The following is a 22,235-nucleotide window of genomic DNA, read 5'->3' as shown; positions in this document are numbered from 1 at the left end:
GCCCACTACTCCTTTAATACTGCATTGATATAAATTTCCGGATTGCTTAATGTTTCGGCAGCAGTTGATATTATCGGATATAGGGCCTCTGTTCCGAGCCCATAAAGAACGGCACAAATCGTCAGGATAACAGGGGCTGTTAGTAACCATTTAACAGGTACTTTTTCCTGTTGTTTGTATTCACGTGCTTCTCCCCAGAAGCCATTGATGAAAATCTTCATGACAGAGAATAGAACGAACAAGCTTGAAAGAAGAACAATCCCTGAACCCCAGTAATTCCCTGCATCAATTCCAGCGCGTACAATTAGAATTTTGCCCATAAATCCACTTAAAGGGGGAATCCCAGAAAGAGCAAGTGCAGCAATGAAGAAAGTCCATCCTAGTCCTGGGTAACGATGAATCAGTCCACCCATTTCTTTTAAATTGCTCGTTCCCGCCACTTTAATGATAATGCCAATTAACAGGAATAAAGCGGCCTTTATAATCATGTCATGGATAAGGTAAAATACCGACCCAGTTAGAGACTCTGGTGTAAAGGTTGCGACACCGAAAAGAATAACCCCGACAGCGACAATGATGTTGTAGATGATAATTTTTTTGACATCAGAGTACGCAATCGCTCCGATGGCCCCAAGAATGATGGTGAAAATGGCCAAGATTTCCAAAAGGCCGTGAGTATAGCCAACATCCTGTGTGAAAAATAAGGTATAGGTTCTCGCAATTGAGTAAATCCCAACCTTTGTTAATAAGGCCCCAAACATGGCCATGACCGGAGCCGGTGGTGCATAATAGGCACCAGGAAGCCAGAAATAAAGGGGAAAGAGAGCTCCCTTAATTCCAAAAACAATCAGAAATAATACAGCTATAACCGTCACGATTCCTGATTGGCCCATCTCGTGTAAACGTAATGAAATATGGGCCATGTTTAAAGTTCCAACGACCGAATAAAGATAGGCAACACCCATTACAAATAGACCGGAAGAAATGATGTTCACTAGCAGATATTTAATCGTTTCTCTTAGCTGGATTTTCGTTCCGCCTAGTACGAGCAGCACATAGGAAGCCATTAACATGACTTCGAAAAAGACGAACAAGTTAAAAATGTCCCCAGTTGTAAACGCCCCATTTACACCCAAAACCAAGAAGAAGAAGGACGGGTAATAATAGAATTCTTCTCGTTCCTTTCCAATTGAACGGAAAGAATAAAGTAGGCAGACAAATGCAATCAAGCTTGTAGTTAGGACCAGCAAGATCGAAGTCATATCAGAGACTAAGGTAATTCCGAAGGGTGCCTCCCAATTACCCAAATTCATCGTTTGAATTCCATCGGTATAAACCGTAATCGCTAGAAACACAGCAGCGATTATGGTCGATATAGAGCCAATTGTCGAAATCCAACGCTGAACAGGGATGTTCTTTGCGAAAAAGACTAGGATAATCGCGGTAAAAAACGGTATGAGTAACGGTAATGTGATTAAACTATTCATTTCCTTCCTTTCCTCTCATGAGTTCCATATTGTCAGAACCAAGCTCTTGGTAGGTTCGATAGGCAACAACAAGAAATAACGCCGTGATTCCAAAGGCAATAACGATTGCTGTTAAAATTAACGCCTGCGGAAGCGGATCTGTATATGCCTCAGCATGCTGCCCGAGAAGCGGAGCTGCCCCTTTTTTCAAGCCACCCATAGTTAATAGAAGTAAGTGTACCCCGTGACTTAGCAAACCTGTCCCAACAATAATTCTGAGTAAGCTTTTGGAAAGCATAAGATATGTTGCTGACATAAAGATAATCCCTATTAAAAACGACATTAAAATCTCCATTATTCACTCTCTCCAATCGTTTGAATAATGGTCATCGTCACGCCAACGACGACTAAAAATACACCGATATCAAACAGCACAGCTGTATGAAGCGACATTTTCCCTAAAAGGGGAGGGTTAACGTACGTAAACCAGTGGGTTAACATTGGTTTGTCAAACAAGAGCCCCCCTGCAGCAGTCCCCGCTGCAAACAACAGTCCAACTGCTGTTACCTTCTTGAAATCAAACGGAAGGATGGTTGTGACCGTTTTGATATCGTAAGCAATGAGGAGCAACACAATTGCTCCAGATGCCATCAGACCACCGATAAATCCTCCACCAGGCTCATAGTGTCCAGCAAAAAACATATAGACTGAAAATAGAAGGATGATGAATACGATGACCTTTGTGGCTGTTTCTAATATGACGTTATTTGTCTTCATCATTGTTCTTTCCCCCTTGTTAGCCGTAATTTAATTAAGCTAAAGATTCCAAGGGCAGCAATGGCGAGTACAGCAATTTCAAACAATGTATCAAAGCCACGGAAGTCAACAAGAATGACGTTGACCATGTTTTCCCCGGCAGCTTTTTTATAGGTATTTTCAATATAGTACTGAGAAATTGAATCAAATGCCTTACCACTATGAGCTGAGAGGGCAATCATTGTCACGACAACCCCAACTCCCACGGATATAATGGCATTACCCATCTTAAACTGCCTAGTTTCTTCGTGCCTGCTAACTTTAGGTAAGTGGTAAAAAACCAGAAGGAATAAGGCAACCGATACGGTCTCAATAACTAGTTGAGTTAAGGCTAGATCTGGAGCTCTAAAAATAGCATAGAACAGGGAAACTGAGTAACCAACAGCTCCTAATAAAATGATGGTTGTCATCCTTGACTTAGCAAAGAGTATCGAAATCGACCCCACAGCAATAATTACCACTAGGACAACTTCAAAAGCATGAATACTTGCGACATTCGAAGTATCCAGTGTAAATGCATTTTTCACAATCAAGGTAGTTCCAAGTGTGAAAATGAAAAACGCAAAAATATAGATGAGATACGTTCGAATTGAATTCGTCATATAAGCATTTGTAAAACGATTAGCACCCTTTTGAATTGCTGCTAATCCATTATCGTAGGCAGAATTAAAAGAGAATCTTTCAGGCATCCGAGTGTAAACACCCGTCCATTTTGGCATGAACTTATATAGGAGAATACCTGCGAGAATCACGCCTATAGTCATGAATAGCTCCGTATTAAACCCGTGCCAATGGTAAATGTGTACATCAAATTCCATCCCTGGAAGAATTGAAGCCATGACCGTATTAATGAGTGGTGCAACTAAGTTAGGGAAAAGCCCGATAATGACTACCAGTGAAACAAGAATAACTGGTGAAATCAACAGTCCAAGCGGTGCCTCATGTGGCTTCACTTTTAACTTTTCAGGCTGAAATTTACCTGTAAATGTCTTGAATACAATAATCATGCTGTAAATAAAAGTGAACACACTTGCTACCCATGCAATTATTGGGAATAAAATGCCTAAGGTGCCCATATTAAAAAATCCAATTTCCTGGGCACGAAGCATTCCGGTAAAGAACATTTCTTTACTTAAGAATCCATTAAACGGTGGCAACCCAGCCATTGAAAAGGCTCCAATAATTGCAATTGTAAAGGTGATTGGCATAATCGTCATTAATCCGCCCAGGTTCCTGATATCGCGAGTACCTGTTTCGTGGTCAACAATTCCGACCATCATGAACAAGCTTCCTTTAAAGGTAGCATGGTTAAGTAAATGGAAAACTGCTGCAGATACAGCCACCGTATAGAAGCCAGCATCAATCGTTGAATAATGTAAAGATGCTGCCCCGAGACCAAGGAGTGACATAATCAATCCTAATTGGCTGATTGTAGAATAGGCTAAAATTCCTTTTAAGTCGGTATGCTTGACAGCATTGAAAGATCCCCAAAATAAAGTTAGAATTCCAATCCCGGCCACAAGCCAAATCCAAAGCCCAGAAAGAGCAAAGATAGGCGTCAAACGTGCGACTAAATAAATTCCTGCCTTAACCATTGTCGCTGAATGCAGATACGCACTAACAGGAGTAGGTGCCTCCATCGCATCAGGTAACCAAATATGGAAAGGAAACTGTGCTGATTTTGTAAATGCACCAAGTAAGAAACATAGTAATGCTGCTGTAAATAATTCATGGTTAACGATGACATCTGCTAAAACGATGGCTTCTGAAATGCTGAAGGTTCCTGTCATTAGATAGAGGAGAATGATACCTCCGAGCATGGACAAACCACCAAAAACAGTAATGAGCATCGACTTTTGGGCCCCGTACCTTGAGCGTTCCCGATGATTCCAGTATCCAATTAATAAGAAGGAGGAGAAGCTAGTCAACTCCCAAAAAGCATAAAGGACAATTAAGTTATCAGAAAGAACGACTCCGAGCATGGCTCCCATGAACAAGAGTAAATAAACATAAAATTGATTTAGTTTCTCTTTTTCCTTTGATAAATAATAGATGGAATAGAGAACAACAAGTGCGCCGATTCCTGTAATGAGCATGGCAAATAGAAGCCCTAACCCATCTAGTCTTACAGTAAAATTAATTCCAAGGGTTGGAATCCAAGCCAACGTTTCCATTGTTGTTTGCCCGTTAATTGTAGTGGATAGAAAAGATAAAAAGTAGGCGAACAGCAGAACTGGAAGTGGCAGTAGAAACCAGCCAGTATGAATTTTTGGAAACGTCTTATGTACAAATGGAATAAAGATGGCCAATATCAAAGGTGAGATAATGGCGAGATGAAGCAAAGACAAATGCATAACCTCCTTTAAATGAATTTAATTTCTGTTTACATATCTTCGGGCGCATTTTTACCTCATTGTTTATTTTAACCAAAGCCGCCAATAGCAAACAAAATAACGTAAATCCTTCCGACACCATAAAAAACATTATATCGTAAATGCATATGGTATGCATTTGAGACCTTTGTCAATGATACCAAAAGTATAAATACCTCACCGATTTGGGCATCCTAGGAATATTGGAGGGGATGTTTATGGCGAGGAAAGTCATTGTATGCCTGTCCTTATTCATACTTCTGTTTGTAGGTGCAATCACCCTCGACCGACAGCTAAGCCGGGAGTTTTACGATCCTTCGGGTGAAGATACGCCAGGAATGGCTAAGATTCAGCAAATAGGTGATGGGTCATACCTTGATATCAAAAGGTATGAAATATTTGCGCCAAGGGAGTACGTCAGAATTATTTCATCTGACGGAAGATAGTAAAAGGGTGAACAAGGTTCATCCTTTTTTTTATACGTAAAAGAACAGAAAAAGTTTTTCATTTCTTAAAAAAAGATTAAAAAGTTTTTTTAAGTTGTTTTCAAAGGGCTTTTTTCTCAGACTTTGGAACTTATTGCCATGTGTTTTCAGTTAGAAACCCCCTTTCAATTTGGGATGTTAACCCGTTGATCCGAGCGGTTATTAACCTAACTTTGTTCACGTAGTACAAAGACTGCGAAAACAGCGTAAGTTTTTTAATTGAAAAAAGAGAAAATTACTGAAAAATTGAAAAAATGGGCTAAAAAACATGCTATAATAGTAAAAATATTACTATACAAAAAACAATACTTTGATTAGTTTTTCAAAGAAAGTTGGGGGAGAATGGAGAAAAAGGATCGGGCTATTTTTATTGACTTTGAGTTTACTATGCCTGACCGGCATGGAAGAAAAAAGGGCTTTTATCAGGAGATTATTGAAGTGGGGATTGTCCTTGTGGAGAATGGGGAGATTCTTGACCAGTTTTCATCTTACGTTGTACCAATCCGGTTTCCGATTCTATCTGAACGCTGTCGGTCATTTTTAAACATTACTCAAGAACAGGTAGATGGAGGGATTTCGTTCCAAGAACTTATCAATAAATTGAAATCGATGGAAACGAATTATCCAAGCCTGATAGTTACTTGGGGAAATATGGATATGAAGGTGTTAAGGCAGAATTGTCAGAAGTCCGGGATTACCTTTCCGCTTCAAGGAAAAGAAGTGGATTTGTCAATGGAGTACAAACGGTTCTTCGGTGATCAAAATCAAACCGGTCTTTGGAAAGCAGTCCAAGAGTATGGGAGAGAAGGGACAGGGAAGCACCATCGGGCCCTAGATGATGCAATGACGACCTATCATATTTACAAACTTGTAGAGAAAGACAAACAGTACTTAAAAAAACCAAAGCCAACGACTATTGGCGAACGAATCGATTTATCCAAGCTTTTTAATAAATTTGCTTAAAAGCCAGATCACTATTTTAGTTGAACTGGCTTTTTTGTGTCACAGTTATGCTCTTTTAAGATTTAAAATAATCCTTCTCGAGGGTTTCGATATTCTTTAAACTTTGAGAAGCCCAAGCCGAATCATCACCCTTGAGAGTTTCCTTCAAGTTATTGACCGCTTCTTTTAGGGATTCTATGTAATCAGGAAGTTCCCCCTCATATGGTTTTACCATTTTCTTAGGGATGTTTGCTTGTTCACGGAAGGCTAATGCTCTTCTTTCATGAAAGATGCCTACATTTACATCCTTAGGGCTGTGAAGGTCTCCTTGCGTGGGATGCTTTAAGACAGACATCACCCTGATAAGATAATGCTCTGGCCGTATATCTGTTACTTCCCCAGCATACTTCCCTGTTTTATAAATCCCCGTAACTTTTTCACCAATTTTGAATTCGCTCACTTTAATCTCCCCCATTCGTTGTGTGAATACACCTGTTCTTTAGGAACTAGCCGTATGGTTCTATGTACTAAGAAACCCCACCCACGGGCAACTGCCAGTTAGGCTTGGCTATGTAAAATACGTTCAAGCCTCATAAAAAAAAGACTACTTAATCCATTATGGGGCATTTAAGCGAAAAAAACAAAACGATTCAATTTACAACCAAGGGTGATTAATTAACCAACTTGATTTGCTGATTCACTTTTGCGGTGAAATGATGTCCTAACGTGCTATACTAAGTCCATGAACGACTGCCCCAGGCAGAAAGGAAGTCTACAATGAATTGGTTGGTTCTTTCTCTATTTTTATATTTTCCAGAAGATAAATCTGAGTATCTTCCGGCTGCTCTTTGGATTATCGCAGCCTTTGTTGCGGCCATCTTCGTAATGAGACTTTTTATTAAAATTTCACAAAAGGAAGCACAAAAGGCGGCAGAAACTGAACAGGAAATTGGGAAAAAAGACGAAAACTAGTCTTGCCCAATTGAGAAAGGTCCGAGGTTCCCTCGCGGCCTTTTTGGCAACTAAAAATTATCTCGAATGTGGAATTTCGAAAACCTGTTTGTTCATGATAAGATTGTTTTTATAAGACTCTTTCTCTATCGTTTTAGCTCTTCAGGCTGAATCCAAGGTGCTTGGCGGTTTTTAAAGAGATCGCCACCAATTAGGAGAGAAAGGTATTTCATTAAAGGTGATGGTGATAGGATGGAGACAAAAGAACTGAATCAGCAGCTTGTTCGAATCTTGAATGAATGGGATCCGTTCGGTTGTGGCTATGGCGAGTATGACCCGGAAATTGCCGACGTTATATTTGCTGTACATGAAATAGAGGATGCGCATAATCTTGCGATTAAGATCCAGTCCATTTACGAGCATTCGTTTGAAGAGCTTCTTTCATTTGAAGGTTGCTTATTGCTTGCAAAGACGTTGCTAGCACTAAAGGGGCAAGCTTCTTGTAATTTATAAAAAGACGGCAGCGTATTTTTCCACGCTAGCCGTTTTTTTATGATTCGCTCTTTCTAAGGACATTGTTGATTTCATTAAATTCGGCTTAATGAAAATGGTTTCACAATGGATTTCGCCACTAAATCATCTTCATCGGAATTTAATCCGCCTTTTCACTTAGCTCCAAGATCTAGAGGGGTTTCAACATACTTGTTTAACCAAAAATAAATGTTTTAATTTGTTGATATACCTCATTCGGCCGTTCTTCAGGGACTAGGTGTCCTGTTTCTTTGAGGACAACCAATTCGGAATGAGCTAAGTCTGTTGCGAGCCTTTTGCCCACCTCTAAAGGGACGACTTTATCGTGGTCACCCCAAATGAGTAGACAGGGAGTCCTAATTTCACGAAGTGAACTCGAAGGTAAGTCCCCTTCACGGTGGCGAAGGAGGCCAGTGAGCCCTTTGAAAATTCTGTTCTCAAGAAATGGACTTAAATATCCATTACGCATTTTGTCATCAATTAGAGATTGGTTATAAACCACGTTTTTTAAATTCTTTTCCAAACCAGACCGGGCTAAATACTGTTTTATAAATAAGTGAAAAAAAGGCAGGTAGCTCGCTAGGATTAAAGGGCGTTTTGCTTGCTTGGAGTAGCCTGAACTGCATAGCAATATCGCCTTTTCAGCATAGTTCGGATAGTGATATAGAATGTTTAAGGCTATTTGTCCACCCATTGAATGGCCAATTAAATGATACTTTGGAATATTGAGTTCTTCTAGCAACTTCACAACCGTATAGGCAATATTTTTATAAGAGTATTTAAACATTGGAGAATGCCCACTTCTCCCAAATGGGGGAAGGTCAACCGAAACGATTGAAAATCTTTCTTTTAAAAGCGGGACTAGATGGCGGAAGCTAAAAAGGGACGATAAAAAACCGTGTATTAGAACGACAGTTTCCGTTGAAGAGGGGTGATCGTAGTGTTCATAATATATTTCAACCCCGTTTATTGTTTTACTTCCGTAAAAATCCGTTGTTTCCATTTTAAACTTCACTCCTAAAATAGATCATTTTATTATTTTACCCTTTTAATGAAAAATTTCACTCACAATCACAAAAGAAGGGGAAAATAAGATATGATATTTCAGACAATTTTGATATAATTGGTTTATTTTAAGCCTCATTCTCAAACTTTGTTGCTTTCGAGTCTACCTTTGAAATTTATTTCTACGTTCATTTAAAAGAGCTTAAGTTTTTTGTGCAAACTCATTTAATCGCAACAAATAGCTATTCAAGCGTTAAAATCGATTTTAGCAACACTCATTACGAAAACAGCCTATTTAAAAACCGAGGAGGATATTATGCAGCTAACAGAAAAGGAATTAGAACTGGTTGAGATTTTAGAGAAAAACTCACGCATATCAACGGAAGACCTTGCTGCAATGACTGGCCTTGCCGTAAAAGAAACGCAAGAGACACTTCAGAAACTTGAAGAATTGAAAATTATCGTTCGATATACTTCGATTGTCGACTGGTCAAGGATTGATGGACATGAGGGAGTTACAGCGATGATTGATGTAAAAGTAACTCCAAAGCGTGGAGTTGGCTTTGATGAGATAGCCAAACGGATTTACCGCTTTAAAGAGGTTAAGTCTGTTTATCTAATGTCCGGGGCATATGATTTATCTGTCATCATTGAAGGGCGTTCAATGAACGAGGTAGCCCGTTTCGTTTCCGAGAAGCTTTCTACGCTGGATTCGGTCATTTCAACGACAACCCACTTCATTTTGAAGAAATACAAACACGACGGTACAATATTTGATCCAGAAGAAGAAGATAAAAGGATAGTGGTGTCTCCGTAATGAAAACGACTAATTCATACTTGTCCCGTACAGTAAGCGACATCAAACCATCTGGCATCCGTCGTTTTTTTGATTTAGCATCCGGTATGGAGGGGGTTATCTCGCTAGGTGTCGGTGAGCCAGATTTCGTTACCCCATGGACAGTAAGAGAGGCAGCGATTCTTTCCCTAGAACAAGGCTACACCTCGTATACGGCAAATGCAGGACTATTAGAATTAAGGCAAGAAATTGCTTCTTACTTAGCTCGAATCTTTGGAGTCCAATATCAGCCGGATAAGGAAATTATCGTGACGGTTGGGGCAAGTCAGGCCATTGACATAGCCTTACGGTCAATTATTGACCCTGGGGACGAAGTTATTATTGTTGAACCATGCTTTGTCTCCTATAGTCCATTGGTTTCTTTGGTTGGAGGTACACCGGTACATGTGCAGGCAGATAAAGATCAAGAGTTTAAAGTTTCTCCTGAGAAGCTTGCATCGGCTGTAACGTCTAAAACGAAAGCAATCATGATTTGTTCCCCCAATAATCCTACGGGTACGATGCTTAATAAGGAAGAATTAGAGAAGATAGCTGCTCTTGCAGAAAAACACGACTTATTGATTATCTCAGACGAAATTTATGCTGAACTTGTATATGATGAGTCTTATACTAGTATGGCGGCAATTAAAGGAATGCGAGAAAGAACCATTCTAATTTCTGGCTTTTCAAAAGGCTTTGCCATGACAGGATGGAGACTTGGTTTTGTCTGTGCTCCAGAGGAAATTACTGCGGCCATGCTAAAAGTTCATCAGTATGCAATGATGTGTGCACCAACAATGGCACAGCATGCGGGACTAGAAGCGTTGCTGAATGGTAGAGATGATGTTGAGGAAATGAAAAAGAGTTATCGTCGGAGAAGAAATTATATGGTAAGTTCCTTCAATGAACTAGGGCTTAAATGTCATAATCCTGGTGGAGCTTTTTATGTATTTCCATCCATTGAATCAACAGGCTTATCTTCGGAAGAATTTGCCGAGCAGCTGCTGGTTCAAGAAAAGGTAGCTGTTGTACCAGGAAATGTTTTTGGTGAGAGTGGCGAAGGCTTCGTCCGTTGTTCGTATGCGACTTCTCTAGAGCAGCTTCAAGAGGCGATAAAGAGAATACGGCGATTTATTGATAACCATAATGGTTAGTCACAAATTTTTAAAAAAGCACAAAAAAGAAGGGCAGTCCTGGTGACTGCCCTTTCAAAAAAGGGGGGAATACTAGAAAGCCTTATAATCAAAGGATTCCCACTTTCCTTTTTTTTATACATAAAAAAATAACGGGTTTTGAATCTACCCGTTTTTTCATTAGGAATTAATCTTCATTTAAAAGGACGGAAGCAGGAACATCGAGTACGGTCGATAATTTCAAGATGGTTTGGTTGTTAGGTACTTTCTCACCAACTTCATATTTCTCTATCGTATCTTTACCTACTCTCGTTTTCGTAGCTAGCTCTTCTAAAGATAGTCCCCGTTCTTCACGTATAGATCGAATGTTTTCTCCTATAGTGGCCATTGTTCCTTCACCTCTTTTAATTGCAGGATTATCAAGTCTATTTTACCATGAATTTACACTTTGGATGTACAGTTTAATGAACATTTTGTTAATTGTGGTTACAAGCTGTTAAGGAATAAACTTTGAGCTTTCTTAACTTATGTGATATAATTTTATATTGCGTATAAATAGGATAAATAAATATAAAAAATAGGAGTGTTTTCATGTCTGAGAAAATCGAAACAGGTAGTATTTTAAAAGGAAAGGTAACTGGAATTCAACCATACGGTGCTTTTGTAGCAATTGACGATAATACCCAAGGTTTAGTTCATATTTCCGAAATTACACATGGCTTTGTTAAAGATATCAACGAGCATTTAACAGTTGGCGATGAAGTACAGGTGAAGGTTCTTTCGATAGATGAAGAGGCTGGTAAAATTGGTTTGTCTATCCGGGCAACACAAGAAGCACCTGAGCAACCTGTAAAAGCTAAAAAAGCAAGAAAGCGCGCTGCAGCTATCATTAATCAAGATGATGACTCACAAGGTTTTAATACACTAAAAGATAAGTTACAAGAGTGGATTACACAATCGAAGATGTAAGATTCAAAAGAAAGCTGTTTACAGCTTTCTTTTTTTTGATGAGTCCAAGGTGACAACGTAAAAAAATCCGCTTATTGAGCGGATTTTTTTGGTATTGGACTTTCCTACTTGTTATTTAAAGAACACCATTACCATACATGGTTTAGTTATGAAAAACTGATTACCAACCGTACTTATTGATTATTTAGTGGGTTGGGTACCTTGTTGTGTTTCTGCTTGTTCACTAGGAGCAAATAACAGTCCAAGATTAATTAGACCTGCAAGACCAACAAGGCCATAAACAATTCTTGATAGGCCAGCATCTTGGCCACCAAAGATGGATGCAACTAAATCAAATTGAAAAAAGCCAATTAGTCCCCAATTAATCGCACCAATGATGGTTAAAATTAATGCAATACGCTGAATCGTGCTCATGGTTTACCTCCTTTTAGTGTGTTATGGATAGGATGCTTTACATTAAATGTAATTATTCATTTGAATTTAGTTTTTTTTCGGCATTTAATGCTCAAGCTTTATTAGAAGTTATTTGCCAGAATAGCTTAAATAAAAATGAAAAATATCGTTTAGTTTTCTCAAATGTTTATGAGGTGAATTAATCGTATTTTTTGCAAACGATCTTCTTTTTTTACATAATAGTTTATAAGGGAGTGATAAGATGGATAACTTTACATTTATAAATCCAACCAAACTTATATTTGGCAAAGGGCAATTAGAACAATTGAAAAAGGAAGTACCAAAGTACGGAAAAAAGATACTCCTTGTTTACGGTGGTGGAAGCATAAAGCGTAACGGTCTTTATGATGAAGTAGTAAATACGTTAAAAGAAATAGGGGCACAAGTTTCTGAGTTAGCGGGGGTCGAACCTAATCCACGCCTCTCGACAGTTCATAAAGGTGTTAAGATTTGTAAAGAAGAAGGCATAGAATTCTTACTTGCTGTTGGCGGTGGTAGTGTCATTGACTGTACAAAGTTGATTGCTGCTGGAGCGAAGTACGATGGAGATGCATGGGATATTGTCACTAAAAAGGCATTTCCTAAAGAAGCACTTCCGTTTGGTACGGTGTTAACGTTAGCTGCAACGGGCTCAGAAATGAACGCGGGTTCAGTCATTACGAACTGGGAAACCAAGGAGAAGTATGGCTGGGGTAGTCCGGTTACTTTCCCGAAATTCTCAATTTTGGATCCTGTTAATACATATTCCGTACCAAAGGATCAGACGATTTATGGGATTGTTGACATGATGTCCCACGTGCTTGAACATTATTTTCATCAAGAAGAAAAGACCGAGTTTCAGGATAGAATGTGTGAAGGTCTACTTCTAACAGTTATGGAAACAGCACCAAAGCTCTTGGCAGATTTGGAAAATTACGACCACCGTGCTACCGTCTTATATTGCGGAACAATGGCGTTAAACGGGATGCTCTCAATGGGATTCCGTGGGGATTGGGCAACTCATAATATTGAACATGCCGTTTCTGCTGTTTACGATATTCCGCATGGGGGCGGACTGGCAATTTTGTTCCCGAACTGGATGAAACATAATTTAAAAGTTAACCCTGAACGTTTTAAGAAGCTTGCGGTGCGAGTGTTTGATGTTAATCCTGATGGCAAGACAGATGAAGAAGTTGGACTTGAGGGAATTGAAAAGCTACGTGAATTCTGGAACAGTATAGGTGCACCATCTCGACTTGCCGATTATGACATTGATGACAGCAATATAGAGGTGATGGCAGATAAAGCAATGGTATACGGTGAGTTTGGCAACTTTACAAAACTTAATAAAGAAGATGTCTTGAAAATTTACCAGATGTCTTTATAAAAGAGAAAGCTCCAGTGCCGTTAACTGGGGCTTTTTTGAATCCCTAGAAAATTTGGTGCATAAAATCCCCGTGTTGGTTAGTAAGTAGACGTATTTTTATACTTTTGTTCTAATCTAGACAAAATTACAAATTTGCACTCGCTTACATTTTCTCGGTCGCTTGATTCTTGTTTCAGGTTTGGTTAAAGTGATAGAGAAAAAACTAGTTGGAGGATCATTCATGACACATATTCGGTTTGATTATACAAAGGCACTAAGCTTTTTTGGTGAGCACGAGGTTACTTATTTAAGGGATTTTGTTAAAGTGGCTCATCATTCTTTACATGAAAAAACAGGTGCGGGTAGTGATTATTTAGGATGGATTGATTTGCCGGTCGATTATGATAAGGAAGAGTTCTCACGCATTCAGAAGGCGGCAGAAAAGATTAAGAGTGATTCAGATGTCCTTGTTGTCATTGGAATAGGAGGATCTTATCTAGGAGCACGTGCTGCGCTTGAATTTTTGAAGCATAGCTTCTACAATGCCCTTCCAAAGGAGAAGAGACGTACTCCTCAAGTCATTTTTGCCGGAAACAATATTAGTTCTACATACATGAAAGACTTGATGGATGTTCTAGAAGGAAAAGATTTCTCTATCAATGTCATTTCAAAATCTGGTACAACTACTGAGCCTGCACTAGCTTTCCGGATTTTCCGCAAGCTTCTTGAAGAAAAATACGGAGCAGATGAGGCGAAAAAGCGGATCTATGCTACGACTGATAAAGAAAGAGGCGCCCTTAAGACACTGGCTAATGAACAAGGATATGAAACATTTGTTATCCCTGATGATGTAGGAGGACGTTATTCCGTATTGACGGCAGTTGGACTTCTACCGATTGCTGTTAGTGGAGCAGATATTCAAACCATGATGAACGGGGCGGCACAAGCAAGAGAAGATTTCAGCAAGTCGGAGCTAGATGAAAATCCTGCTTATCAGTATGCAGCTGTTCGTAACGCCCTCTATAACAAAGGGAAAACAATCGAGATGCTCATCAATTATGAACCATCCTTGATGTATTTCTCTGAGTGGTGGAAACAATTATTCGGGGAAAGCGAAGGGAAGGACCAAAAGGGAATTTATCCTTCATCCGCAAACTTCTCAACGGACTTACACTCTCTGGGTCAATATGTTCAAGAAGGGCGTAGGGATTTGTTTGAGACAATTATAAAAGTGGAAAAGTCTCGCCACGAGTTAACGATTGAAAAAGAAGCAAGTGATCTTGATGGTTTAAATTATCTTGCAGGAGAATCCGTAGACTTTGTAAACAACAAAGCATTTGAGGGAACCTTGCTGGCGCATACCGATGGTGGAGTGCCAAACTTAATTGTTTCAATTCCAGAACTTGACGAGTTTACTTTTGGCTATTTAGTTTATTTCTTCGAGAAAGCTTGCGCAATGAGTGGATATTTACTTGGTGTGAATCCATTTGATCAACCAGGTGTGGAAGCTTATAAAGTCAATATGTTCGCGTTACTTGGGAAACCTGGTTTTGAGGAGAAGAAAGCCGAGCTTGAAAAACGCTTAAAATAATATTCTATCCATGTTAATTAAAGGAGTGCCAGAGAAAAACTGGCACTCTTTTTTGTTGATTAAATACTCTCAGGTGACAGAGACTAAGAAAAAAGAAAAGGGGGAAACACATGATTGAGTTACCTTCCAAAATTGAGGGGAAAAGTGCAACCTTAGCTGACCTTGAAATCAAATTGAAGCCACTAGGCTACTCAATCGGTGGAAATTGGGATTATGACCATGGTTCGTTTGATTATAAAGTATCTGATAAAGATGGGTATCTTTTTTTAAGATTACCTTTCAATGCTGTTGAAGGGCAGCTAGATGCGGATGGATGTATCGTTGAGATGCAGCGGCCATTCTTGCTGGCGCACATCTATCAAAAAGGTCTTGATGATCATGCTCACAGTAGCAATACCATGGCAACCTTTAACCAATTTTCTGAACCAGTAGATGAAGATGGTGAGGTACCGGAGCAATATATCGTTGTCGGCAAATCGCTGTTAGAGGAAGTAGAAGCAGTCATCCTCTAGCTTTTAACTTCCTCCTTGAGTAATCACAAGCAGTTGATCTTCCTTTTCGATAACCAAGTCCTGTTGGGGGTTGACATAGATGTCATCCCCCTTTTTTATACCTAACAGAATGGTCTTTTTGCTTAGAAAATAGAGGGTAATTTGTTTAAAGCTTTTGCCGACAGTATCTCCATCTGTGGTACGGTATTCTAGTTTTTTACCATTCAACTCCGATAATAAATCGGATAGCGGATTTACCATGCCAGGGGTATGAATACTATCAAGCATAATCGCACTTGTTAGTTTATTTGTTTCAATTATTTCGTCAGCGCCGGCACGTTTGGCGTTATTAAACTGTTCTTTCGTAAGAATTTCGACAATGCAAAGCACATTAGGATTAATTCCCTTAATGGCCAAAAGTGTTAAAATCGTGTTCATATCCGCCTGAAGTTCATCTAAGTTTTGATCTGCGGTAATAATGACTTTCTTAGCATCTTGAATATTAGCTCTTAATAAAACATCATCCCGCAATGCTTTTCCTTTAATAAAGTGGAGATGATGAAAAGGAATGGGGTTGCTATTGAGTGTTTCATCAATTAAGATGAGTGGCTGTTTAGTTTTTGAAAACGAATGGATGATTTCTTTTGAGCGTTCATTCCACCCAATGATAATTAAGTGTTCTTGTCCTTTGTAATGAGATTCTCCTTTTTGGTACTCGTCTTGTTTCGTCACCGCGATGCTCGATAACGTCGCGAAATAAGTGGATAAAAACCCCGCCCCAACTAATAACAAAAGAATTCCAGTCATTCGACCCAGAGGTGTCAGTGGAACAAAATCTCCATAGCCTACCGTCGAGGCAGTGATGACTGCCCACCATATACCATCAATAACCGTAGGGAAATTCTCAGGCTCAATCAAGTGAATAAATAGACCGAAAAAACATATCAAGGTAGAAGTAATAAGTAAAATCCTTAGGAGAAGAGGCAATCGTACAAAACGTATGTAAAAATGATGCGGCATCAAAACCACTCCTTCGGATGATTGAATCTATCTCCATTGTTGCCAGAATTGGAGCATTAAAACCGGAACGGTGCTGACAAAAATATTTAGAAAATTAATGTGCATCTATCCAATCCTCTCCACCTTTAGTACATACCTTAAAGTAAGGAGGGGATAAAATTATGTATTACACAGCATTACTTTTCTTCGCGTGTATTCTCGCTGGTTTTGCACTATTAAAAGTACCTGTTTATGGAGTGATAGCTGGTCTAGCAGGATTCCTTGAAATTGTTGGGGTACTTGTTATATTGGTCTTTGCTTTTGCACTTCTCTATATTGGCTTCAAAACGCTATTTAGCCGCACATGGAGGTAATTATATTTAATGAAAAGAAGGCTTAAAATGGCCTTCTTTTTTTGTTCGGTTATCAACTCAATTATTTAACAGAGCCTTTAATATATGATGAGTAAGTTGTTCTTAGGGCGATGGATTAGTTGGAGTTCATATTTTCCTAAATCATATTCATAAAAAAGGAGATATTGGTAAATATCTAAATACAGTACCATATTTTAGTTCTACTGAGCAGAAAAGGGGGATTGACTTGTTCAAGCTACTAAAAAAAATAAGTGGGCGTAAGAAAAAAGGCAAATCGATTCAATCGAATAATACGCTTGACGAACAAAAGAACAAAAGAGATCAGTCTATCTCCCAAAATATTGACGATAATATTGATTTTATAAAAAGCATTTATCAATTCCCAGATAACCGGGATGTAAAGTTCAGGGAATTTAAAGTTGGTGGGTCTAATAAACGTGTTGCAATCATTTTTATTAGTTCGATTACAGATGTACGGACCATTGAGGATAGTTCCATTCGGCCGCTCTTAGAGAATAAGGAGCCTAATCTAGATATAAAAGGGATTATTTCGACACAAAATGTAACCATTTTTCCAAATATGAAAGATGTGGTGAGCAACATTAATACGGGTAATGCCGTAATTTTTTTAGAAGATGACTCAAATGCCTATGTTTTCGAATGTGCTAATTTTCAAGGGCGCGCTGTTGAAAAAGCGGAAAATGAGGTAATCATAAAGGGTTCTAAAGAAGCTCTTACTGAAAAAGTAGTTGTAAATCTATCGTTAATCCGAAAGCGAATCAAAAATGAGGCCTTAATGGCAGAATCTGTAACCATCTCAGAGAGGTCACAAAACGAAATATATATTTTATATGTACGTAATTTAGCTGATGATCAGCTGGTTGATAATATAAAAAATAGACTCAAGAATCTCGATGTCGATTCCATCCAAAATTTAGCTTTGCTAGAACAGTATATCGAAGAAAGGCGCATGTCTTTGTTTCCGAGTTTGCTTTATTCTGAAAGACCGGACCGTGCTGCCGCGTTTCTCGAGGATGGGCATGTTGTCCTATTAATGGACAATTCACCGGATGCTCTTATTCTCCCAGCTACGTTTTGGTCTTTTTTTCACACGCCAGAAGATCATTATCTAAGATTTGTGTTTGGAAATTTTGCAAGAATTATTCGGATTGTGGCCATGTTTATCACAATCTTTATATCTGCTATATATGTAGCGGTCACTTCCTTTCATTCAGAAATGATCCCAGCTGATTTGTTGTTAGCAATTGCAGGCTCGAGGGAGAAGGTCCCTTTTCCTGTGTTTTTTGAAATTATTCTTATGGAGGCCGCTTTCGAGCTCATTAGAGAGGCCGGGCTACGCGTACCTAATCCAATGGGACCGACGATTGGGATTGTGGGTGCTTTAGTTTTAGGACAAGCTGCGGTAGAGGCAAATATCATTAGCCCGATTGTGATCATTGTTGTGGCACTCAGTGGGTTAACTTCTTTTACAATTAGTGACATTAGTTTACAGTTTGCCTTACGAATTATCCGATTTCTTTTTATAGCTGCAGCTGGAATTTTTGGGATATTTGGGATGACCGCCTTGTTTGTTATGGGAATATTCTACTTAGTTTCTCTCAAATCATTTGGAGTTCCCTTTCTAGCTCCCATGTCACCACACTATGTATCGTCTGGTGACACCATTTTTAGACGGGTAATAACGAATGAAAATTTTCGGCCAGGATATTTAAAGCCAGATGATTTGAAGAAAAAAGGTGATGGGGCGACAAAATGAAACAAACAGAAGGAAAAATCGGGATTAGAGAGTATACGGCAATCATTATGTTATCCGTTGGTACAAAACTAACGGATGATACACCTACAGTTCTTTTTAATTCGGCGAAAAATTCTGCCTGGATTTCTTTAATCCTCATTGCGCTCTTATCAATCGTACCGATTTGGTTCCTTGTTAAGGTATTCTCTGTTCATCAAGACAAAAACCTACATGACTTAAATGTATATTTATTTGGGAAGGTACTAGGGCATATCATTTCCGTGGGGATGCTGGCTTTTGGGTTTTCAGCCCTTGTCCTAGATTCAGCAATTTATGTAGATATCATCAGCAGCATGTACTTTACCAAAACACCTTCGATTGCAATCTATGTTGTTTTGGTCATTGTTTGTGGATATGGGGCAAAACGAGGACTTCAACATATTGGCTCAACGGCTTGGTTAACGCTCTTCTATTTGAAGATAACACTGCTTTTTGCATTGGCATTTGCTTTTTATAAGGGCAATACTAAACTGATTTTCCCCCTATGGGGGCCAGGTTATTGGGAGATTGTTAAAACAGCTGGGAGCAAAATGTCTATATTTGCCGATTTCTATTACCTTGGAATCATTGCACCTATGATAGATTCATTCAAGTCGTTTAAAAAAGGTGCCTTTGTAGCATTCGCGGTTGTAGTACCCGAGATTCTTCTAGCACTAATGATATATGTAATGCTATTTGACTTCACATCTATTGAAGTAATCAGTTACCCCTTTCATGAAATGATTCTTTATATTTCAATTGGTTTTTTAACCAATGTGGAGACTTTCTTCTTACCCTTTTGGCTTGTTGCCGCATTTGTCCGCTTTGCGTTTTATTTTTACTTGGTGTTAATCTTGTTCGGGGCAATATTTAAAATTAAAGAATATGAGTATCTAGTGCCTGTAATCTCAATACTAGTCATTTTTTTAGGGGTTTTCCCAAAAAGTGCTGCATTCACTATTCCTGGATTGAGGGAGTGGATGCTAACCATTCTTAGTCCAATGTTTTTTCTTTTGCCTTGCTTCATGTGGCTTATTGCTAAAGTGAGGGGGGACTTCAAAAATGAAACATCAGCTCAAAAAAATTAAGCTTCTATTGGCTTTACCCTTTTTAATTATATTAACAGGCTGTTGGGATCAAACTGGACTAGATGATCAAGTGTTTGTTATCGGTATTGGCATGGATAAAGCAGAAGAAAAGGGGAAAATCAACATCACCTATCTAATTGCGAATCCTGAGGTCGGAAGTAGTACACAAGCATCTGCAAACAATGAAGAAGCGATGATGACCGTTACAATTCAAGCATCAGATTTTATTTCGATGAGAAATAACGCAAACTCTGTGATTGCAAGGGAGATTTCCTATGATTTATTAAGAGTTATCTTAGTTTCTGAGGAGTTAGCCAAAGAGGAGGAATTCATCAGGTATCTCTATACTTCGGAAAAGGATAGGGAAATAAAACGAAATGTCCATCTGGTCGTAACAAAGGAAAAAGCGGAGGAGTTTTTCAAAAAAAATTCACCGAAATTCTTATCCCGCCCTCATAAATTTTATGAAAATATGATTGGCCGTGCGATTCAAGTAGGGATAGTCCCGAATTCCGAGCTTCACCAATTTTTTAGAATAACGGAGGAAGATGCAAACGCGTTCTTGGCGATTTATGCAACCTCAGATATTGAGAAGGAAAAAAATAAGTATCGGATAAGTGAAAATGATGCCGTTGCTGGTAACGTAAAAATTAAAGGAGAAACGAATAATTCACAATTCCTTGGGGCCGCAGTTTTTCTTGAGGGTAAAATGATAGGAAAAATGACTGGAGTAGAAAATAGAATTGTTATGTTATTAAATGATACTTCAGATGTGTCGGATATTCTTACTGTTGTCCCGGATCCCTTTGATGAAGACTATCAGTTAACAGTTAGAATAACGAAAAGGCAAAATACAGAAGTTGTAATGGATGTAAATAGTAAGCCGCCTCGGATTCATGCAACCCTTCCTCTAACGATTGACGTTTTGACCGATCCAAGTATGTCTAATCCAGTTGAAGATAAGGAGAAAATCGAAGAGGTTAAAAAATCATTTGAGAGGTTCTTGGAGGAAAAGGCAATGAAAGTTGTAACCAAAACTCAAGAAGAATTTAAGGTAGAGCCATTTGGTTGGTCGCTTTATGCCAGAAAAGAATTTAAGACGTTAAGGGAGTATATGGACTTCGACTGGATGAAAACCTACCCCGATATGAAAATAGATGTGGATATCAATCTGCGGTTTGGTAAATTTGGAAAACAGCCAAAGACTCCAAGTTATGAAGGGATAAGGGATTAAATGAGTGTTCTTATTTGGATTTCCGTTTTTGTCATTTTCCTATATACAATGGGTTTTGCCTTTTCTCTTTGGAAGAAAAAGAATAAGGTTGGCGCAATCGCTGTGACATTTCTTGCCTTTAGTGCCCTAGTTCTCCCATACTTTTCCTATTTTCAAATATAGTGGTGTACTGACTAACGGCTTCTCTTAACAGAGGGGCTGTTTTTGTGAAGAAATTCCTCTTTACAATGAATTAATTCGGGAGTAAGATAACGAGGTTCTCATAAGTGTAAAAAACATGATACATACTAACATTACTAGGTGCTGTTTCCGATATACTTACCTTATTATCCTTTCCCGGTTAAGCTTGGTACGATAGGAGTTATGACAATTTACAATCTAGTTGCACTCATTTAAGTGAAAAAAATAATATTTAGGGAAAGCGATTCTTATTAAGATAACGACGGCCTACGAAGGGATCATACGAACCAGGAAATTTATGTTTAGTTAGGGAGGGTATACGACTATGAAAAAGCAGTATGCTGTTATTGGCATGGGCAGGTTTGGTTCCAGTGTAGCAAGCACTTTATATAGAGAAGGCAATGAAGTGTTGGCGATAGATAAGAATGAGGATCAAATTAACGATCATAAAGAATTGGTTTCTTATGCCGTTATTGGTGATGCAACAGAAGAAGAAACGATGAAAGAAGTAGGTATCCGTAATTTTGATACAGTCATCGTTGCCATCGGAGACGATATTCAGGCCAGTATCCTTGCCGTATTATTATTGAAAGAACTAGGGGTCAGACATGTAGTAGCCAAAGCGTTAACCAAAAACCATGCACAGGTTTTATATAAAATTGGAGCCGATAAAGTCATCTTTCCGGAAAAGGATATGGGGGAAAGAGTTGCTCACAATCTAATGGCTGCTCCGAATGTCCTTAATTTTATTGAGTTATCTGATAAATATAGTATAGAAGAAATCCAAATTCCACGAAGTATGGAGGGGAAAAACCTAAGGGAGCTTAGCTTGCGATCGAGATACAATGTTATGGTGGTAGCAATCAAAGAAAAAGAGAGCAATAAAATAAATATTGCTCCCGACCCGGATGAAAATCTCGATATGGACGATATATTGCTCGTTATTGGTGAAAATCGAGACCTAGAAAAATTCACAAACTTAACCTAAAAAGCTGCCGAATCCAATCGTCAGCTTTTTTCTTTAAGCTAAATTAGATGAGGGTATTTTTTATGTTTAACAATGGTTATTAAGAGTTTAGTGAAGGTATCGGAAGGAAGCGAATACGCTTAAATCTTGACCGTTAGTTTACCTGTGGTTAAAATGTTTCCTAAAGGAAACTTTTTTAGAATTGAGCATAGA

24 protein-coding genes are annotated in these 22,235 nt (G+C 38.7%); 15 read left to right on the top strand and 9 right to left on the bottom strand.

Annotated features, from left to right (window positions below; translation table 11 throughout):
* Positions 1-5: 5 nt before the first annotated feature.
* Genes BMX30_RS07220 through BMX30_RS07205 form a run of 4 tightly spaced genes read right to left on the bottom strand, consistent with a single transcriptional unit; the run spans position 6 to position 4,630 of the window.
* Positions 6-1,487, bottom strand: a complete 1,482-nt coding sequence (locus BMX30_RS07220; RefSeq protein WP_090742964.1) for a Na+/H+ antiporter subunit D — start codon at positions 1,485-1,487, stop codon at positions 6-8.
* Complete coding sequence (locus BMX30_RS07215) at positions 1,480-1,821, bottom strand: Na(+)/H(+) antiporter subunit C (RefSeq protein ID WP_090742961.1); 342 nt, start codon at positions 1,819-1,821, stop codon at positions 1,480-1,482. The genes BMX30_RS07220 and BMX30_RS07215 overlap by 8 nt, the downstream gene beginning before the upstream one ends.
* Positions 1,821-2,243, bottom strand: a complete 423-nt coding sequence (locus tag BMX30_RS07210; RefSeq protein ID WP_090743520.1) for a Na(+)/H(+) antiporter subunit B — start codon at positions 2,241-2,243, stop codon at positions 1,821-1,823. The genes BMX30_RS07215 and BMX30_RS07210 overlap by 1 nt, the downstream gene beginning before the upstream one ends.
* Entirely contained in the window at positions 2,243-4,630 is a 2,388-nt protein-coding gene (locus BMX30_RS07205) for a Na+/H+ antiporter subunit A (protein ID WP_090742958.1), read from the bottom strand. Before BMX30_RS07205 ends, BMX30_RS07210 begins: the two co-directional genes overlap by 1 nt.
* 242 nt (positions 4,631-4,872) lie before the next feature.
* Between BMX30_RS07205 and BMX30_RS07200 the strand changes: the two genes are divergently transcribed.
* Together BMX30_RS07200 and kapD are read left to right on the top strand one after the other, a co-directional pair.
* Positions 4,873-5,100 (top strand): hypothetical protein, encoded by a 228-nt coding sequence (locus BMX30_RS07200; protein ID WP_090742955.1) that lies wholly within the window; start codon positions 4,873-4,875, stop codon positions 5,098-5,100.
* 381 nt (positions 5,101-5,481) lie between these two features.
* Positions 5,482-6,102, top strand: coding sequence for a 3'-5' exonuclease KapD (gene kapD, locus BMX30_RS07195; RefSeq protein WP_090742952.1), 621 nt, complete (start codon positions 5,482-5,484; stop codon positions 6,100-6,102).
* A gap of 55 nt (positions 6,103-6,157) precedes the next feature.
* Here kapD and kapB read toward each other — a convergent pair whose 3' ends face one another.
* A complete protein-coding gene (kapB, locus tag BMX30_RS07190) occupies positions 6,158-6,541 on the bottom strand; it encodes a kinase-associated lipoprotein KapB (RefSeq protein ID WP_090742949.1) in 384 nt (127 codons plus the stop codon).
* A 317-nt stretch (positions 6,542-6,858) separates the two neighbouring features.
* Here kapB and BMX30_RS07185 point away from each other — a divergent pair, with 317 nt between their 5' ends.
* Together BMX30_RS07185 and BMX30_RS07180 are read left to right on the top strand one after the other, a co-directional pair.
* Positions 6,859-7,053, top strand: coding sequence for a hypothetical protein (locus BMX30_RS07185; protein ID WP_090742946.1), 195 nt, complete (start codon positions 6,859-6,861; stop codon positions 7,051-7,053).
* A 231-nt stretch (positions 7,054-7,284) separates the two neighbouring features.
* Positions 7,285-7,545 carry a DUF1871 family protein gene (locus tag BMX30_RS07180; protein ID WP_090742943.1) on the top strand — a complete coding sequence of 87 codons (261 nt, stop codon included), beginning with the start codon at positions 7,285-7,287 and terminating at the stop codon, positions 7,543-7,545.
* 193 nt (positions 7,546-7,738) lie between these two features.
* Here the strand turns inward: BMX30_RS07180 and BMX30_RS07175 are convergent, their stop codons facing one another.
* On the bottom strand, positions 7,739-8,566 hold the full coding sequence (locus BMX30_RS07175) for an alpha/beta fold hydrolase (RefSeq protein ID WP_090742940.1): 828 nt from the start codon (positions 8,564-8,566) through the stop codon (positions 7,739-7,741).
* A gap of 318 nt (positions 8,567-8,884) precedes the next feature.
* Between BMX30_RS07175 and BMX30_RS07170 the strand changes: the two genes are divergently transcribed.
* Together BMX30_RS07170 and BMX30_RS07165 are read left to right on the top strand one after the other, a co-directional pair.
* The gene (locus tag BMX30_RS07170; RefSeq protein ID WP_090742937.1) at positions 8,885-9,385 is read left to right on the top strand and encodes an Lrp/AsnC family transcriptional regulator; all 501 of its coding nucleotides are present in this window, start codon (positions 8,885-8,887) and stop codon (positions 9,383-9,385) included.
* Positions 9,385-10,557, top strand: coding sequence for an aminotransferase (locus BMX30_RS07165; RefSeq protein WP_090742934.1), 1,173 nt, complete (start codon positions 9,385-9,387; stop codon positions 10,555-10,557). Before BMX30_RS07170 ends, BMX30_RS07165 begins: the two co-directional genes overlap by 1 nt.
* A 166-nt stretch (positions 10,558-10,723) precedes the next feature.
* Here BMX30_RS07165 and BMX30_RS07160 read toward each other — a convergent pair whose 3' ends face one another.
* A complete protein-coding gene (locus BMX30_RS07160; protein WP_090742931.1) occupies positions 10,724-10,924 on the bottom strand; it encodes a helix-turn-helix domain-containing protein in 201 nt (66 codons plus the stop codon).
* A 203-nt stretch (positions 10,925-11,127) separates the two neighbouring features.
* On the opposite strand from BMX30_RS07160, the gene yugI reads away from it, so the two are divergent.
* A complete protein-coding gene (gene yugI, locus BMX30_RS07155; RefSeq protein WP_090742928.1) occupies positions 11,128-11,505 on the top strand; it encodes a S1 domain-containing post-transcriptional regulator GSP13 in 378 nt (125 codons plus the stop codon).
* A gap of 180 nt (positions 11,506-11,685) precedes the next feature.
* Here the strand turns inward: yugI and BMX30_RS07150 are convergent, their stop codons facing one another.
* On the bottom strand, positions 11,686-11,919 hold the full coding sequence (locus BMX30_RS07150) for a DUF378 domain-containing protein (RefSeq protein ID WP_090742926.1): 234 nt from the start codon (positions 11,917-11,919) through the stop codon (positions 11,686-11,688).
* Positions 11,920-12,160: 241 nt separating this feature from the next.
* Here BMX30_RS07150 and BMX30_RS07145 point away from each other — a divergent pair, with 241 nt between their 5' ends.
* The 3 genes from BMX30_RS07145 to BMX30_RS07135 all read left to right on the top strand — a co-directional run bounded on the left by BMX30_RS07145 (position 12,161) and on the right by BMX30_RS07135 (position 15,406).
* Complete coding sequence (locus BMX30_RS07145; RefSeq protein WP_090742923.1) at positions 12,161-13,324, top strand: iron-containing alcohol dehydrogenase; 1,164 nt, start codon at positions 12,161-12,163, stop codon at positions 13,322-13,324.
* Between the two features lie 220 nt (positions 13,325-13,544).
* On the top strand, positions 13,545-14,894 hold the full coding sequence (locus BMX30_RS07140; RefSeq protein ID WP_090742920.1) for a glucose-6-phosphate isomerase: 1,350 nt from the start codon (positions 13,545-13,547) through the stop codon (positions 14,892-14,894).
* A 110-nt stretch (positions 14,895-15,004) separates the two neighbouring features.
* Positions 15,005-15,406 (top strand): YugN-like family protein, encoded by a 402-nt coding sequence (locus tag BMX30_RS07135; protein ID WP_090742917.1) that lies wholly within the window; start codon positions 15,005-15,007, stop codon positions 15,404-15,406.
* Positions 15,407-15,409: 3 nt separating this feature from the next.
* On the opposite strand, the gene BMX30_RS07130 is transcribed toward BMX30_RS07135, so the two are convergent.
* Positions 15,410-16,405, bottom strand: coding sequence for a potassium channel family protein (locus tag BMX30_RS07130; protein WP_090742915.1), 996 nt, complete (start codon positions 16,403-16,405; stop codon positions 15,410-15,412).
* Positions 16,406-16,566: 161 nt separating this feature from the next.
* Here BMX30_RS07130 and BMX30_RS07125 point away from each other — a divergent pair, with 161 nt between their 5' ends.
* The 5 genes from BMX30_RS07125 (at position 16,567) to BMX30_RS07105 (ending at position 22,043) form a co-directional block, all read left to right on the top strand.
* Complete coding sequence (locus BMX30_RS07125; protein ID WP_090742908.1) at positions 16,567-16,758, top strand: hypothetical protein; 192 nt, start codon at positions 16,567-16,569, stop codon at positions 16,756-16,758.
* 226 nt (positions 16,759-16,984) lie between these two features.
* Complete coding sequence (locus BMX30_RS07120) at positions 16,985-18,535, top strand: spore germination protein (RefSeq protein WP_090742905.1); 1,551 nt, start codon at positions 16,985-16,987, stop codon at positions 18,533-18,535.
* The gene (locus BMX30_RS07115) at positions 18,532-19,641 is read left to right on the top strand and encodes a GerAB/ArcD/ProY family transporter (RefSeq protein WP_090742902.1); all 1,110 of its coding nucleotides are present in this window, start codon (positions 18,532-18,534) and stop codon (positions 19,639-19,641) included. The genes BMX30_RS07120 and BMX30_RS07115 overlap by 4 nt, the downstream gene beginning before the upstream one ends.
* Complete coding sequence (locus BMX30_RS07110) at positions 19,616-20,875, top strand: Ger(x)C family spore germination protein (RefSeq protein ID WP_090742899.1); 1,260 nt, start codon at positions 19,616-19,618, stop codon at positions 20,873-20,875. The genes BMX30_RS07115 and BMX30_RS07110 overlap by 26 nt, the downstream gene beginning before the upstream one ends.
* A gap of 505 nt (positions 20,876-21,380) precedes the next feature.
* The gene (locus BMX30_RS07105) at positions 21,381-22,043 is read left to right on the top strand and encodes a potassium channel family protein (protein WP_090742896.1); all 663 of its coding nucleotides are present in this window, start codon (positions 21,381-21,383) and stop codon (positions 22,041-22,043) included.
* The last annotated feature ends 192 nt before the right edge of the window (positions 22,044-22,235 follow it).

Origin of the sequence: Mesobacillus persicus (genome assembly GCF_900109925.1) — a bacterium.
GTDB classification, from domain to species: domain Bacteria; phylum Bacillota; class Bacilli; order Bacillales; family Cytobacillaceae; genus Mesobacillus_B; species Mesobacillus_B persicus.
This window is presented reverse-complemented; position numbering and strand designations above follow the sequence as displayed.

Coding starts and splice junctions, on each gene's coding strand:
- BMX30_RS07165 (WP_090742934.1), top strand. CDS start 9,385: ATGAAAACGACTAATTCATACTTGTCCCGTACAGTAAGCGACATCAAA.
- BMX30_RS07170 (WP_090742937.1), top strand. CDS start 8,885: ATGCAGCTAACAGAAAAGGAATTAGAACTGGTTGAGATTTTAGAGAAA.
- BMX30_RS07150 (WP_090742926.1), bottom strand. CDS start 11,919: ATGAGCACGATTCAGCGTATTGCATTAATTTTAACCATCATTGGTGCG.
- BMX30_RS07200 (WP_090742955.1), top strand. CDS start 4,873: ATGGCGAGGAAAGTCATTGTATGCCTGTCCTTATTCATACTTCTGTTT.
- BMX30_RS07130 (WP_090742915.1), bottom strand. CDS start 16,405: ATGCCGCATCATTTTTACATACGTTTTGTACGATTGCCTCTTCTCCTA.
- BMX30_RS07145 (WP_090742923.1), top strand. CDS start 12,161: ATGGATAACTTTACATTTATAAATCCAACCAAACTTATATTTGGCAAA.
- BMX30_RS07210 (WP_090743520.1), bottom strand. CDS start 2,243: ATGAAGACAAATAACGTCATATTAGAAACAGCCACAAAGGTCATCGTA.
- BMX30_RS07180 (WP_090742943.1), top strand. CDS start 7,285: ATGGAGACAAAAGAACTGAATCAGCAGCTTGTTCGAATCTTGAATGAA.
- yugI (WP_090742928.1), top strand. CDS start 11,128: ATGTCTGAGAAAATCGAAACAGGTAGTATTTTAAAAGGAAAGGTAACT.
- BMX30_RS07115 (WP_090742902.1), top strand. CDS start 18,532: ATGAAACAAACAGAAGGAAAAATCGGGATTAGAGAGTATACGGCAATC.
- BMX30_RS07140 (WP_090742920.1), top strand. CDS start 13,545: ATGACACATATTCGGTTTGATTATACAAAGGCACTAAGCTTTTTTGGT.
- BMX30_RS07105 (WP_090742896.1), top strand. CDS start 21,381: ATGAAAAAGCAGTATGCTGTTATTGGCATGGGCAGGTTTGGTTCCAGT.
- BMX30_RS07110 (WP_090742899.1), top strand. CDS start 19,616: ATGAAACATCAGCTCAAAAAAATTAAGCTTCTATTGGCTTTACCCTTT.
- BMX30_RS07160 (WP_090742931.1), bottom strand. CDS start 10,924: ATGGCCACTATAGGAGAAAACATTCGATCTATACGTGAAGAACGGGGA.
- kapD (WP_090742952.1), top strand. CDS start 5,482: ATGGAGAAAAAGGATCGGGCTATTTTTATTGACTTTGAGTTTACTATG.
- BMX30_RS07125 (WP_090742908.1), top strand. CDS start 16,567: ATGTATTACACAGCATTACTTTTCTTCGCGTGTATTCTCGCTGGTTTT.
- BMX30_RS07215 (WP_090742961.1), bottom strand. CDS start 1,821: ATGGAGATTTTAATGTCGTTTTTAATAGGGATTATCTTTATGTCAGCA.
- BMX30_RS07175 (WP_090742940.1), bottom strand. CDS start 8,566: ATGGAAACAACGGATTTTTACGGAAGTAAAACAATAAACGGGGTTGAA.
- BMX30_RS07135 (WP_090742917.1), top strand. CDS start 15,005: ATGATTGAGTTACCTTCCAAAATTGAGGGGAAAAGTGCAACCTTAGCT.
- BMX30_RS07185 (WP_090742946.1), top strand. CDS start 6,859: ATGAATTGGTTGGTTCTTTCTCTATTTTTATATTTTCCAGAAGATAAA.
- BMX30_RS07220 (WP_090742964.1), bottom strand. CDS start 1,487: ATGAATAGTTTAATCACATTACCGTTACTCATACCGTTTTTTACCGCG.